The sequence below is a fragment of the Trichococcus flocculiformis genome, from assembly GCF_963662535.1.
GTDB lineage: Bacteria > Bacillota > Bacilli > Lactobacillales > Aerococcaceae > Trichococcus > Trichococcus flocculiformis.
In genome coordinates, this window is sequence record NZ_OY759718.1 from 858190 (window position 1) to 871911 (window position 13722).

9 protein-coding genes are annotated in these 13722 nt (G+C 46.1%); all 9 read left to right on the plus strand.

Annotated elements, in window-relative coordinates; translation table 11 throughout:
* Positions 1-395 precede the first annotated feature (395 nt).
* The 9 genes from ACKPCD_RS04405 to ACKPCD_RS04445 all read left to right on the plus strand — a co-directional run bounded on the left by ACKPCD_RS04405 (position 396) and on the right by ACKPCD_RS04445 (position 13663).
* On the plus strand, positions 396-1145 hold the full coding sequence (locus tag ACKPCD_RS04405) for a DeoR/GlpR family DNA-binding transcription regulator (RefSeq protein WP_321434115.1): 750 nt from the start codon (positions 396-398) through the stop codon (positions 1143-1145).
* Positions 1145-2059, plus strand: coding sequence for a 1-phosphofructokinase (gene pfkB, locus ACKPCD_RS04410; RefSeq protein ID WP_321434116.1), 915 nt, complete (start codon positions 1145-1147; stop codon positions 2057-2059). The genes ACKPCD_RS04405 and pfkB overlap by 1 nt, the downstream gene beginning before the upstream one ends.
* Positions 2060-2077: 18 nt before the next feature.
* Complete coding sequence (locus tag ACKPCD_RS04415; protein ID WP_321434117.1) at positions 2078-3979, plus strand: PTS fructose transporter subunit IIABC; 1902 nt, start codon at positions 2078-2080, stop codon at positions 3977-3979.
* A 271-nt stretch (positions 3980-4250) separates the two neighbouring features.
* Positions 4251-5939, plus strand: coding sequence for an IS1634 family transposase (locus ACKPCD_RS04420; RefSeq protein ID WP_321433553.1), 1689 nt, complete (start codon positions 4251-4253; stop codon positions 5937-5939).
* Positions 5940-6273: 334 nt separating this feature from the next.
* Positions 6274-7533, plus strand: coding sequence for an argininosuccinate synthase (locus tag ACKPCD_RS04425; protein ID WP_068560988.1), 1260 nt, complete (start codon positions 6274-6276; stop codon positions 7531-7533).
* A gap of 233 nt (positions 7534-7766) precedes the next feature.
* Complete coding sequence (locus ACKPCD_RS04430; RefSeq protein WP_321434118.1) at positions 7767-9161, plus strand: sugar transferase; 1395 nt, start codon at positions 7767-7769, stop codon at positions 9159-9161.
* A 239-nt stretch (positions 9162-9400) separates the two neighbouring features.
* Positions 9401-10885, plus strand: coding sequence for a nicotinate phosphoribosyltransferase (locus ACKPCD_RS04435; RefSeq protein WP_321434119.1), 1485 nt, complete (start codon positions 9401-9403; stop codon positions 10883-10885).
* Positions 10886-10914: 29 nt separating this feature from the next.
* Entirely contained in the window at positions 10915-11748 is an 834-nt protein-coding gene (nadE, locus tag ACKPCD_RS04440) for an NAD(+) synthase (protein WP_288924542.1), read from the plus strand.
* A gap of 25 nt (positions 11749-11773) precedes the next feature.
* Positions 11774-13663 (plus strand): LTA synthase family protein, encoded by a 1890-nt coding sequence (locus tag ACKPCD_RS04445; protein WP_321434120.1) that lies wholly within the window; start codon positions 11774-11776, stop codon positions 13661-13663.
* Positions 13664-13722: the final 59 nt, after the last annotated feature.

A 13722-nucleotide genomic window follows, 5' to 3' on the forward strand; every position in this document is an offset into this window, starting at 1 on the left:
TTTAGAGGGTGAGCACTAAGAGGATACCCACAAAGCGGACGTTTTTTGTCCGTGTGTGGTTATCAACTTAGGCGGAACCCTCTGCAATTCAGAGTTCAACTAAAACAGGATTTAGAATCTTTCTATTAAAGGACGAATTGTTTACGAAAGTGAACAAGAAAATCTGTACAACCACTAAATAAGGCTGACCAACAGAATTTTGTTGGTCAGCTTTATTTTTGTTCTTTTTGGGGAAAGCGCCAATATACGGTTCGGAAATAAAAATAATAAATCTTATGAAAAGCCTTCCCGTCAATGTTATTGGATGCTTGTGGATGAAATTTATTGTTTTTGGATGAAAATGATTGCTTTATTCCCGTTTGGGTGGTATATTTTTGTTCGAGAGGTGATAGAAAGTGCTTACAGAAGAGCGGCATAAAATCATTCTAGACACTTTAGCCAGAGACAACATTGTAAAATTACAGGAGCTTGTTGATCAGACTGGAAGTTCTGAATCAACGATACGAAGGGATTTAAGCACTCTTGAAGAGGCTGGTTTCTTGGTTCGTGTCCATGGCGGAGCAAAGCGGAACTATAGCGTTTCCGCTGAGGACAGGATGGAGGATAAAACATCCAAAAACGTTCAGGATAAACAACGGATTGCTGAAAAGGCAGCTCAATTGGTAAGCGACCAAGACATTGTTTTTTTGGATGCCGGATCTACCACCTATGAGATGATTCCCTTTTTGAAGGGCAAGAGCATCTTGGTCGTCACAAACGGCGTCCCACATGCTAGCTTATTGGCGGATTTGCAACTCGAGACAATCCTTATCGGCGGCAAAATCAAGATGGAGACAAAAGCAGTCATCGGACCAGTCAGCCAAATGCAAATGAGGAATTACCGTTTCAGCAAAGCTTTTCTTGGCATCAACGGCATCGATAAGCAGTACGGCTTCACGACGCCTGACACCGAAGAAGCAGCCATCAAACGCATTGCCATCGAGAATGCCGCACAAAGCTATGTCGTAGCGGATGCTTCGAAGTTCAAACAAGTCAGTTTTGTGAAGGTCTGTGATATTGAGGATTGCGGCATCATCAGCCACAATGTCCCGTCGGAAATCAAACGTAACCTGAAAGACAGTACAACTATTTGGGAGGCTGAATAATGATATATACAGTAACATTAAATCCATCCATCGATTACATCGTCCATTTGCCCGCTATCGAGTTGGGTGAAGTGAACCGCATCCAACAGGATTTCAAACTGCCGGGAGGCAAAGGCATCAACGTTTCCCGCATCCTGAATGAACTGGAAGTGGAAAACACCGCTTTGGGATTCCTTGGCGGTTTTACCGGAAAATACATCGAAGACTGGCTGGAAGCAGAAAACAGCAAAACGCACTTTACGCATGTGGATGAAGCAACCCGCATCAATGTCAAGATCAAGTCAGGAATGGAGACGGAAATGAACGGGCCGGGCCCGAATATCGAGCCTGCAATCGCCGAAGAATTCCTGAAACAATTCGATACGCTTGATCCGGAAAACGACATCGTAGTCTTAGCGGGAAGCAAACCTACAAGCTTGCCTGACGATTACTATCAGACCATCATCCGCAGATTGACGGACAAAGGCATCCCGTTCCTGATCGATACGACCGGAGAGGAATTGAAGAATGCCTTGCCGTACCATCCGTTATTGGTAAAACCGAACCACCACGAATTGGCGGAATTGTTCGATACTACTTTCGAAACCGATGAGGATATCTTGCCTTACGGGAAGAAGCTGCTTGAAGCTGGAGCGCAGTACGCGATCATCTCGATGGCCGCTAAAGGAGCAATCCTTTTCACTCCGGAAGGTGTTTACCATGGTACAGTACCAAAGGGAGTCCTTAAGAATTCAGTCGGCTCCGGAGATTCGATGATCGCTGGATTTGTCGGGACATACACGAAGACACACGACCCGTTGGAAGCATTCAAAGTCAGCATCGCTTGCGGAAGCGCGACCGCTTTTGCCGACGATTTAGCCAAACGTGAAGAAATTGATGCTCTAGTCAAACAAGTCACTATCAGTCAGCTATAGGGAGGAGAACTTATTAATATGAAAATCAATGATATCTTATTAAAAGAATTGATGATTATGGATTTGCAAGGAACAACCAAAGAGGGTGTCATCGATGAAATGATCGCAAGTCTTTCCGCTAACGGCATCATCAATGATGTTGCGGTTTACAAAGAGGGCATCATGAAGCGTGAATCACAAACGTCCACTGGTTTGGGCGATGGCATCGCAATGCCGCATGCCAAAAACAAAGCAGTCGTGAAACCAGCTGTTGTTTTTGCTAAAAGTGCAGCCGGTGTGGACTATGCTTCGTTGGACGGTCAACCAGCACATCTGTTCTTCATGATCGCGGCTCCGGAAGGCGCAAATAATGTTCACTTGGAAGTTTTGGCGTCATTATCCCGTTTACTCATCAATCCTGATTTCACTGCATCATTGAAAAAAGCTCAGACCCCAGAAGAGGTGCAAGGGTTATTCGCAGCAGCAGAATCTGCACGTGAAGCCAAAGAGCAAGCTGAAGCAGCTGCAAAAGCAGCCCCAGTAGCAGCAACCGAAACGAAAAAACCTTTTGTCATTGCGGTAACGGCATGTCCTACCGGGATTGCACACACCTATATGGCTGAAGATTCATTGAAACAAATGGCTGAAAAAATGGGCGTGGATATCCGCGTTGAAACGAACGGGTCAGACGGCGTCAAGAACCCATTGACTGCAGACGAAATCCGCCGTGCCGATGGGGTCATCGTGGCGGCTGATAAAAAAGTTGAGATGGCGCGCTTCAACGGCAAACACGTTCTGCAAAGACCGGTAAGCGATGGCATCAATAAAGCGGAAGAATTGATCACGAAAGCAATGCGTCAGGAAGCGCCGATCCTGAATGTCGAAGGAGATATCTTCGCTGTAAATGAAAGCGATGAGAAGCCTTCTATCATCGGAAGAGTCTACAAAGACTTGATGAACGGTATTTCACACATGTTGCCGTTTGTTGTCGGTGGTGGTATCCTGATTGCGATTTCCTTCCTGTTCGAAACTTCATTCGGTTCAGATAGTCCGTTGTTCATTTCCTTTATGGCAATTGGTGGAGCAGCATTCAGCTTCCTGATTCCGATTTTGGCTGGTTACATTGCAATGAGTATCGCAGATCGACCAGGATTACTCCCAGGTATGGCAGGCGGTTACTTGGCTGTGCAAGCAAATGCTGGATTCTTGGGCGGATTGATTGCTGGTTTCTTGGCCGGTTACATCATGGTTTATCTGAAGAAAGCCTTTAAAGGATTGCCTCGTACCTTGGATGGCATGAAGACAATTCTCTTGTACCCTGTGTTCGGTCTATTGATCACTGGCTTGTTGATGTACTTCTTGGTAGGTCCTGTCTTCTCCACAATCAATACAGCTATGATCACATTCCTGGAAAACTTGGGTACGGGTAACGCAGTACTGTTGGGTGCTGTTCTTGGCGGCATGATGGCAATCGATATGGGTGGTCCTTTCAACAAAGCAGCTTATGCCTTCTCAATCGGTATCTTCACGGATACTGGCGATGGCAGCTTGATGGCAGCTGTAATGGCTGGCGGGATGATTCCTCCGTTGGCAATCGGTATCGCAACCTTGCTTTTCAAAAATAAATTTACGGATATCGAACAAAAATCCGGTCTTTCCAACATCTTGTTGGGTCTGTCCTTCATCACTGAAGGTGCGATTCCATTCGCTGCAGCAGATCCGATGCGCGTTATCGGATCATCTATCGTTGGTTCAGCGATTGCAGGTGGTTTGACGCAGCTATGGGCCGTTTCGATCCCTGCACCACATGGTGGCTTGTTCGTAATCACATTGGCCAACCGTCCACTAATGTTCTTGTTGGCTTTATTGATCGGTACAGTCGTTTCAGCCTTGATGTTAGGTCTTTGGAAACAAGATAAGACACAAGAAGTCGTAAAATAAATTGAATCACTCATTTAGAGAACAGACAGGGTATTTCCCTAGCTGTTCTCTTTTTGCTGTTCGGAAAATAAGCCTTATAAATGAAAAGAGTATGACAGATAAATGAGAATAATGTAAAAAAATGGGATGATTTTCATGGCAGATATGCTATAATCCCGACTTTGACAGTTAAAATAGTAAAATTTGAATGAAAAGCTTGCGGCTGTAGGAAAAAACGCAAGTTTTTTAAATTTTATGTTGTTGTGAACGGTTATGTATAGTATAATGAGGTATGTTTGTAAAAGTGACCAAAAACCGCGAAGGCACACAATATGTTTCGATTGTGGAAGGCTATCGCGAAAAAGACAAAGTAAAGCAACGTACCATCAAATCTTTGGGAAAGCTGAAAGATCTGGAAGCCGGGAATCCTAATTATTTAGCGGAATTAAAGGAGGACGTAAAGGCAGGTAAGTTTCAACCGGAACCGGAAACCCTTTCTCTCACCCTTGATTTGAATAAAAAAATATCAAATCCACTCCAGAACTATGGGTGGCTCCTTTTGGATGAAATTTATCGCAGCCTAGGAATCTCAAAAGTTTTCCGAGCACACGAAAAAGAAACAAGCTCCCAAATAGACCTCGATAAATCGATGCGCCTCTTGATGGCAAAGAGGGTCTTGGATCCCCAAAGTAAGTGGAAGAGCGTTCAGTCCCAAGGGGACCTATTCGGTGACTTCGATTTGGCCGCACATTCGGTCTATCGAGCGTTGGATACTTTCAGCCTGCTGAGCGAAGAGATCCAACTACAGATGCACCAAGCCATCACCAAGGATGTCGGACGTACGGGGGCATTAGTTTTTTATGATGTCACGAACTACTATTTTGAAACCGATTTGGACGATGAGCCTGTCGAGGTTGAAGGTGAGATTCTGCCTGCTTTTCGGAAACGGGGTCCCAGTAAGGAGAAGCGGCCAAACCCGATTGTCCAGATGGGATTGTTTATGGACACCAACGGTATTCCCATCGCTTATCGTTTATTTCCTGGCAACTGTGTGGATGTTAAGACCTACCTACCGGCAGTCGAACAAATCAAGAAACAGTTTGGCATCCAGCGAATTGTTGTTGTAGCTGATAAAGGCATGAACAGCAAGAACAACATAACCGAAACACTCCAGAACAAGGACGGATACCTTTTCAGTCAAAAGGTCCGCGGCACCCGAGGTGCACCAAAGGATATCCAAGCGTTCGTTCTGGATTCAGAAGATTGGATCACCAATGAGCAGGAAACCTTCGCAAAGAAATCGATGATCCGCAAAAGAACAGTGAATAAAAAGGAAATAACCGAGAAAATCCTCGTAACCTGGAATCAGAAATATGACTTCCGTGAAAAAATCCGGCGTAAGAAATCGGTGGAATATGCGGAGAAATTGACTGCAGGAGAGAGATTCCGATTGACCATGAAAAAAGGTGGAAAGCGATACTTGGATGTGGAGAGCGTCGATGAAGAGACTGGTGAAATCAAAAAACTCACACCCCATATTTCCATCGATGAGGAACAGATTGCTTTTGATGAACAGTTTGACGGAATCAATGTCTTGATCACCAGCGAGACGGAAATGAGCGATGAAGAGATGTTGGCTAGCTACCGCTCGTTGAGCCGCATTGAGGATTGTTTCAAAACTTTGAAAACAAACTTTGACGCGCGTCCAATCTATGTCTGGACTCAACCCCACATTGAGGCACACTTTCTGATCTGTTTCATCTCCTTAACCATCATGCGGTTATTAGAATACAAACTGGATGGACAGCTTAGCCCTGAAAGAATACAGAGTGCTCTTATCAGCGCGCAATGCCGTCCGTTGGACAAAGGCTACTGGGAAGTCTTCGGTAGCGATGACTTCTTGAAAATCAATGAACTTCTCGGGAAAAAATGGGATTTTCAATTTGTACCGCTAGAGGTCCTACGGAAGTACGGTAAGTAGCGTGTGTGCACAACAAATTCAAAACGAGAAAAAGCAGCTAAAAACCTTGATATAACGGGTTTTATCGCTGCTTTTTCTTCTATAAACTGTCAAAGTCGGGAATCACTCATTTAGAGAACAGACAGGGTATTTCCCTAGCTGTTCTCTTTTTGCTGTTCGGAAAATAAGCCTTATAAATGAAAAGAGTATGACAGATAAATGAGAATAATGTAAAAAAATGGGATGATTTTCATGGCAGATATGCTATAATGCATATTGTTGAATAAACGAAAATGTAGATATCAGTTCATGCATAAAAGCAACGGATATTGAATCTGTATAAGGAGGTAAAAGCATGGCAGCAAAGGAATCGATCAAAAAAGTGGTTTTGGCTTACTCAGGTGGATTGGATACGTCCGTCATCATCCCTTGGTTAAAAGAGAATTACAACAACTGTGAAGTAATCGCCGTAGTAGGAGACGTAGGACAAGGTGACGACTACAGCCGATTGGAAGAAAAAGCGATCAACTGTGGCGCATCGAAATTGTATGTTGCAGACTTGAAAAAAGAATTCGTCGAAGAATTCATTTGGCCGACATTGCAAGCAGGCGCTAAGTACGAAGGACAATATTTATTGGGGACTTCTTTTGCGCGTCCGATCATTGCCAAAAGAATGGTAGAGATTGCGCACTTGGAAAACGCTGACGCAATCGTCCACGGGGCAACAGGGAAAGGGAATGACCAGGTCCGTTTCGAAGTCGGGATCAGAGAATTCGATCCGAACATCACCATCATCGCTCCTTGGAGAGAATGGGAACTGACTTCCAGAGAAGATGAATTTGCGTATGCTGCTGCACATAACGTGCCGCTTCCGATTACTTTGGAAACAAACTACTCAAAAGATAAAAACTTGTGGCATCTATCGCATGAGGGCCTTGATCTGGAAATGACAGCCAATGAGCCTGATTACGATAAAATCCTGGAAATGTGTGTGACGCCTGAGAAAGCGCCTGACGAAGCAACTTATGTGACTCTGGAATTCAAGCAAGGCGTTCCCGTCAGTCTGAACGGGGAAGCAATGGACGGCATCGCGTTGATTGAGAAATTGAACGTGATCGCTGGTGCGAACGGCGTCGGCATCATTGATATCGTGGAAAACCGCTTGGTAGGCATGAAATCAAGAGGCGTTTATGAAACGCCAGCCGGAACTGTGCTGTACCATGCCCACGACAAACTGGAACAACTTTGCCTGGACAAAGATACCTACCAATACAAACAATTGCTTGCCAACAAATATGCGGAGCTTGTTTACAACGGCTTGTGGTATACGCCATTGCGCAAAGCATTGGGTGCCTTTGTTGACGAAACGCAACAAAATGTTGAAGGCTTCGTAAAAATGAAGCTGTATAAAGGCAACATCACTGATGCTGGCGTTGTCAGCGCGAAATCATTGTACAGCGAAAGCTTTGCAACATTCGAAAGCGACGATGTATACAACCATACCGATGCAGCCGGCTTTATCCGCCTGTTCGGCTTGCCTACATCGATCCGCGTCATGAAAGAGCAGGCTGAAGGCCAAGCGACACATGAAGAATTGAAGGACCTATTAAAGTAATCAACCGGTATTAGTGTTTGTCGACAACTGATCCGCTCAGGAACGTCCACATCAGGCAATGGAAGCTGATGTGGACGTTCTTTTTCAGTTGTCTGATACTCCTCCCTTAATCATATGCGCTTGTACACGGTTGGAGGGGTGTTGTCTGTCTAAACTTTCATATCGCAAAAGAATAAACTATGATAAAATGAATGCATTCATATCAAGCAAGTCTAAGGAGGAGGAGATTAAGCGTGAATCAAACAGGTGAATGGAATAAAGCCCGTAAAATTATCATAGGCATCGTTGATATGCTGTTGTTCATCGGATCATTGCTGCTATCTTTTTATTTAAAATTCGGAACCGACATACCATGGATAAACTTCGACGCCTTTCAGGGAAGCATCGTCTATGTATCGGTGATCTTCATCATCGTCAACATCCTGTTCGGTACGTATATCTTTTATAACAAGTCGATCAGTGACTTCTTGTTCATCACGGTCATCGGACAATTCGTCCTTTCATTGATCATCATGGCGCTGACTTTTGCCGGGCGTTGGTTGGCGTTCCCGCGGTCGGTCATCCTGATCAACTTCTTTGTGGGAACAATCATACTGTTCATCTTCCGCGTGATGGTATTCAAAATGTACCAACGCGTGAGCGGCAGCAAACGGGTCATGATTGTCGGGATGGAAAAGGAAGTATTCGCGGCAGTCGACAATTTTACGAATACAAAAAGCATACGCCATGTCGTGACACATGTGGTTCTGTCGGATTATCACGAAAATGTTCTGCGGCATCTGGAAGAGATTGATATCGTCTACTTGGCCAGTCAGATTGAAGAATCCGAAAAACTGAAGATATACGATTTATTGACGAGCAAAGAGAAGAAGATGTTCTTGAACACAAGCTTCGAGAACCTGATCATGGTCAATCCAAACATGATGAACATCGAGGATGAAAGCATCATCGAAGTTTCCCCGTTCCGCATCCCGGCAGAAGATGGGCTGATGAAACGGATCATCGATATTGCGGTTGCGCTCATCGGTATCGTCATCACCTCGCCGATCATGGCCGTGACGGCTATCTTGGTGAAGAAAAGTTCCGAAGGCCCTGTGTTCTACAAGCAGATACGCATCACCAAAGACGGCAGGGAATTCGAAATTCTGAAGTTCCGCAGTATGGGTGTGACTGCTGAGAAAGATTCAGGCCCAGTTTTGGCTACAAGCAATGATATGCGCGTCACAAAAGTCGGCAAATATCTGCGCTCCCTGCGCATCGATGAGCTGCCGCAACTGTTCAATGTATTGATTGGCGATATGTCCTTGGTCGGTCCCCGGCCGGAACGTCCCTTCTTCGTTGATCAGTTCAAGGAATTGAACCCGCATTATTACCTGCGCCACAATGTGCGTGCCGGGATTACCGGATATGCGCAAGTTTACGGGAAGTACGCTTCCGATTTCAACAGCAAGCTGAACTTCGATCTGATCTACATCAAGAAGTATTCCTTGATTCTGGATCTGAAAATCATGCTGCAGACCGTCAAAATCTTGTTCGATAAAGTATCATCCCGTGGAGTGGATGAAAGCGAACGGGCGATCCTGACCGAGCAAGAAATTGAAGCACGCGGCATCAGAGTCATTTATTAAATAGCAAACCATCCTGGCGGGCATTTTTCCGCCCGCCAGGATGGTTTTTTGTTTACGCAGAAATGCCGGTTGTATTTGCCGGAATGCGGGCCGATCACTATAATCAATCTGATGGATTTTGGACAAAAAAGCGGAAATGTATGAGGAATTGCGTTACAATAGGTAAATAGAGCACTTCCTTCTGCTGTACCGCGACAGAATGCGGAGGCGTACGATCAAAGATGAAATGAGTGAGTTGGATGAGTTATGATTATAACGATGATAGTTTAGCTTTGCATACTGATTTGTACCAAATTAACATGATGAAGACTTATTGGGATGAAGGCATTACCGAAAAACATGCCATTTTTGAACTGTACTTCCGGAAGTATCCGTTCAATAATGGCTATGCCGTCTATGCGGGGCTTGAACGCTTCGTATCCTACCTTCAGAACCTGCGCTTTACGGACACCGACATCGCCTATTTGCGTGAACATGTCGGTTACGATGAAGGTTTTTTGGAGTATCTGAAAAATTTCCGTTTCTCGGGCACGATCCGTTCCGCCTTGGAGGGTGATCTCGTATTCGCGAATGAACCGATCGTCCAGGTGGAAGGTCCATTAGCGGAATGCCAATTGATCGAAACAGCCTTATTGAATATCGTAAATTTCCAGACGCTGATAGCGACAAAAGCCGCCCGACTGCGCTATGTCTGTAACGATGAGCCACTGATGGAATTTGGTTCCAGAAGAGCGCAGGAAATGGATGCCGCCATTTGGGGCACCCGTGCAGCCTATATCGCCGGCTTCAATGCAACGAGCAATGTCCGGGCTGCTAAAATGTTCGGTATTCCCGCCTCAGGTACCCATGCGCATTCGATGGTGCAGGTCTACCGCAATGATTATGATGCCTTTATGGCTTATGCGCATTCCCACAAGGATTGTGTCTTCCTTGTGGATACCTACGATACGTTGAAATCAGGTGTGCCAAATGCCATCAAAGTGGCGAAGGAAATGGGCGATAAGATCAATTTCCTCGGCGTGCGCCTAGACAGCGGAGACATGGCCTACATTTCAAAAAAAGTCCGCCAACAATTGGACGAGGCAGGTTTTACCGATGCAAAAATCTACGCATCGAACGACCTGGATGAACTGACAATCTTGAACCTGAAGATGCAAGGCGCAAAAATAGATGTCTGGGGTGTCGGCACCAAGCTGATCACCGCTTATGACCAACCTGCGCTTGGAGCGGTCTATAAATTAGTCTCGATCGCGGATGAGAACGGCCAAATGGTGGATACGATGAAAATCTCCAGCAATGCCGAAAAAGTCTCCACACCGGGCAAGAAACAAGTATGGCGGGTCACCCGCAAGCGCGACGGTAAGTCGGAAGGGGACTACATTGCGCTTTGGGAAGAACAACCCGATCAAGAGTCGGAACTGTATATGTTCCATCCTGTCTTCACTTACATCAACAAAACCATCACCGACTTTGAAGCGCGCCCTATTCTGCAGGATATCATCGTAGAAGGTAAACTTGTATATGAATTGCCGTCGCTCCAAGAAGTAAAAGCATTCTCGGAAGCGCAGATGAGCGGCTTGTGGGATGAATACAAACGTATCCTGAATCCGGAAGACTATCCGGTCGACTTGTCCCAGAAGACATACGATCATAAGATGGCTACAATCAAGGAAATCAAAAAGCAAATAAAAGAAGAAGCATCATTATTGGAAAGCACTAAATAACCAATCAGATCAATCAAGGGGGAATAGCGATGCGTCCATTACAAAAAGAAATTATTGCTGCTTTAAGAGTAAAACCGGAAATCGATCCTAAAGAGGAAATCCGCACCAGCATCGATTTCATGAAAGATTATTTGGCGGCACACCCATTCTTGAAGGCATTCGTTTTGGGAATCAGCGGAGGCCAAGACTCCACTTTGACGGGCAGATTGGCCCAGTTGGCGATCCAGGAAATGCGTGACGAAACCGGCGACGAAAGTTACCAATTCATCGCTGTGCGCCTCCCTTACGGTATTCAATTTGATGAACACGATGCTCAGGCTGCGCTTGATTTCATCTCACCTGACCAAAAATTGGTCGTCAACATCAAGGAAATGGCTGACGCTGCACTCGATGCGCTTGAGGAAGCGGGCCTTACGATCACCGACTTCAATAAAGGCAACATCAAAGCACGTCAACGTATGATCGTTCAGTTCGCGATAGCCGGCGACAGCAGCGGTGCTGTTCTGGGAACGGATCACGCGGCAGAATCCGTGACCGGTTTCTTCACAAAATTCGGGGACGGCGCAGCCGACTTATTGCCGATTTGGCGGTTGAATAAGCGTCAAGGTCGCCAACTATTACAGGAATTGGGTGCGCCGAAAAATCTCTATGAAAAAGTACCGACAGCGGACTTGGAAGAAAATCGTCCCGCTTTGCCTGACGAGGTAGCTTTGGGCGTGACATACGAGATGATCGATGCGTATCTGGAAGGAAAGGAAATACCGGAAAAGGACGCTGAAGTCATCGAAGGCTGGTACACGAAGACAGAACATAAACGTCATTTGCCGATAACAGTCTACGATAGTTTTTGGAAAGAAGCCTAATCTGCTCAGATAGTGGGGTTTTGCAGTGAAAATAAGCAAACGACTTAAAATGATGAAAGAAAAGCAAAAGCTGCAGTGCAAAAGCAGGGGGAATATCCTGCTCTTGCACTGCTTCAGCTTGTTGGTGACCGTATTCGTTGTCCATCTTTTTCTTCAATGGACTCAAAACGATCTGGACGCCGGACTGGTCGTGAATTTTGTATTCGCTTGGCATACCGAGAAGTTCTTGATCAGTACGGGCGTATTGGTGATGCTGGGTCTATGGCTTTGGGCGCTGGTAGGGAACATACGCTTGGCGAACGCCTTGCTGGTGCTGTCGGGAGGAATCCTCGGGATGGCGACCTATGAGAAGATGCTGCAGCGCAACGAGCCCGTTTATCCGAGCGACTTGAAGATGCTGACGGAGGCCACCTTCCTTTTGGAGATGCTGAACGGACGGACGTTGGCGGCATTGAGCCTGGTGTTCCTGCTGTTTCTGGCATTTGTGCTTTATTCCCTGCGTCAGGCCAAGTCCAAGAAAACCGTTAAATTGGGATGGAAATCGCGCGTGCTGATTCTGATAACAACAAGCATGGCGCTCGGCTATGCCGGCCAGTTCCAGCAGGAAGGCAACCTGCTGAAGAAAGCCTATGACCGGACGGCTTATTGGATTCCGTACAGCCAACAGATGAATTACTACAACACCGGCTTTGTTGCCGGCTTCCTATACAACCTTTCGGCTGCGCCAATGGAGCTGCCGGCGGACTATTCGCAGGAAAAAATCGATGTGTTGAAAGCAACCTATCAACAACTGGCTGACGAAATCAATACAAATAGAACGGTAGCTTTGCCTGAAACGAATGTCATCTACATCATGAATGAAAGTTTTGCGGACCCGCTTGAGTTGGTGGGCTTGGATCTGCAAACTGATCCGATTCCGTTCACGCGAGCTTTGATGGACACAAGCTATAGTGGCGAGCTGTTGTCCCAAGGCTATGGCGGCGGGACCGCCAATATCGAATTTGAGGCTTTGACGGGCTTTTCGATGGAACCTTTCGCCGCAAACATCACAACGCCGTATACGCAATTTCTGTCTTCCCGAGACAATTTCCCTTCCATCGTATCCCGTTTGGAACAGGCAGGCTTCAGGACTACCGCCATCCATCCCTACAATACGACCATGTACAAGCGGCTGAAGAACTATGAGGCTTTGGGTTTTGACACCTTCCTCTACGAGGACACGATGGCGAATACGGCAAAGTTGGACACCAATCCGTATATTTCGGATGCAGCAGCTTACGCTGAAATAACGGCTATCCTGAAAGCCAGCGCAGAAAAAGATTTTATCCACTTAGTGACGATGCAGAACCATACCCCTTACCAGGATAAATACACAGCTATCCCTTCTGCTGCTGAAACAGGTATAGCCAGCCAGTCGATCCGGAACTATCTGCAGGATCTTCAGTACAGCGATCAAGCCTTGGCGGAATTGCTGGCTACCCTCCAGGAGTGGGATGAGCCAACCATCGTTGTTTTTTGGGGGGATCATTGGCCAAGCGTTTTCGGAGAGGAACTTTACGCGCTGAATACACTTCAAAATATGCATGAGACGCCTCTGTTCATCTACAGCAATACGCAAGAAGTCCATAAGGATCTGGGGGTCACCAGTCCTATCTATTTCTTGCCGGAAGTGCTGGAATTGAGCAGCAGCCGTGTTACTGCTTTTGAAGCCCTGTTGATGGCGCTACAGGAACAGGTGCCAGCTTTTGAAAAGGCGCTTTATGTGAATGGCAACACCGGGGAATATGTCTCGAGCCGAGAGGGACTGTCCGAGCAGGCAAGAAGCCTGTTGGCGGATTATGACCTCATCCAGTACGACACGACCACTGGAAATCGATACGCGGAAGCAAATGGTTTTTATCGAATCGCCGATTGAAAAAGATGGCCGATTTGCATGTAGAACCGGAATCGCCTATGATTAAGGAAATATAGGGT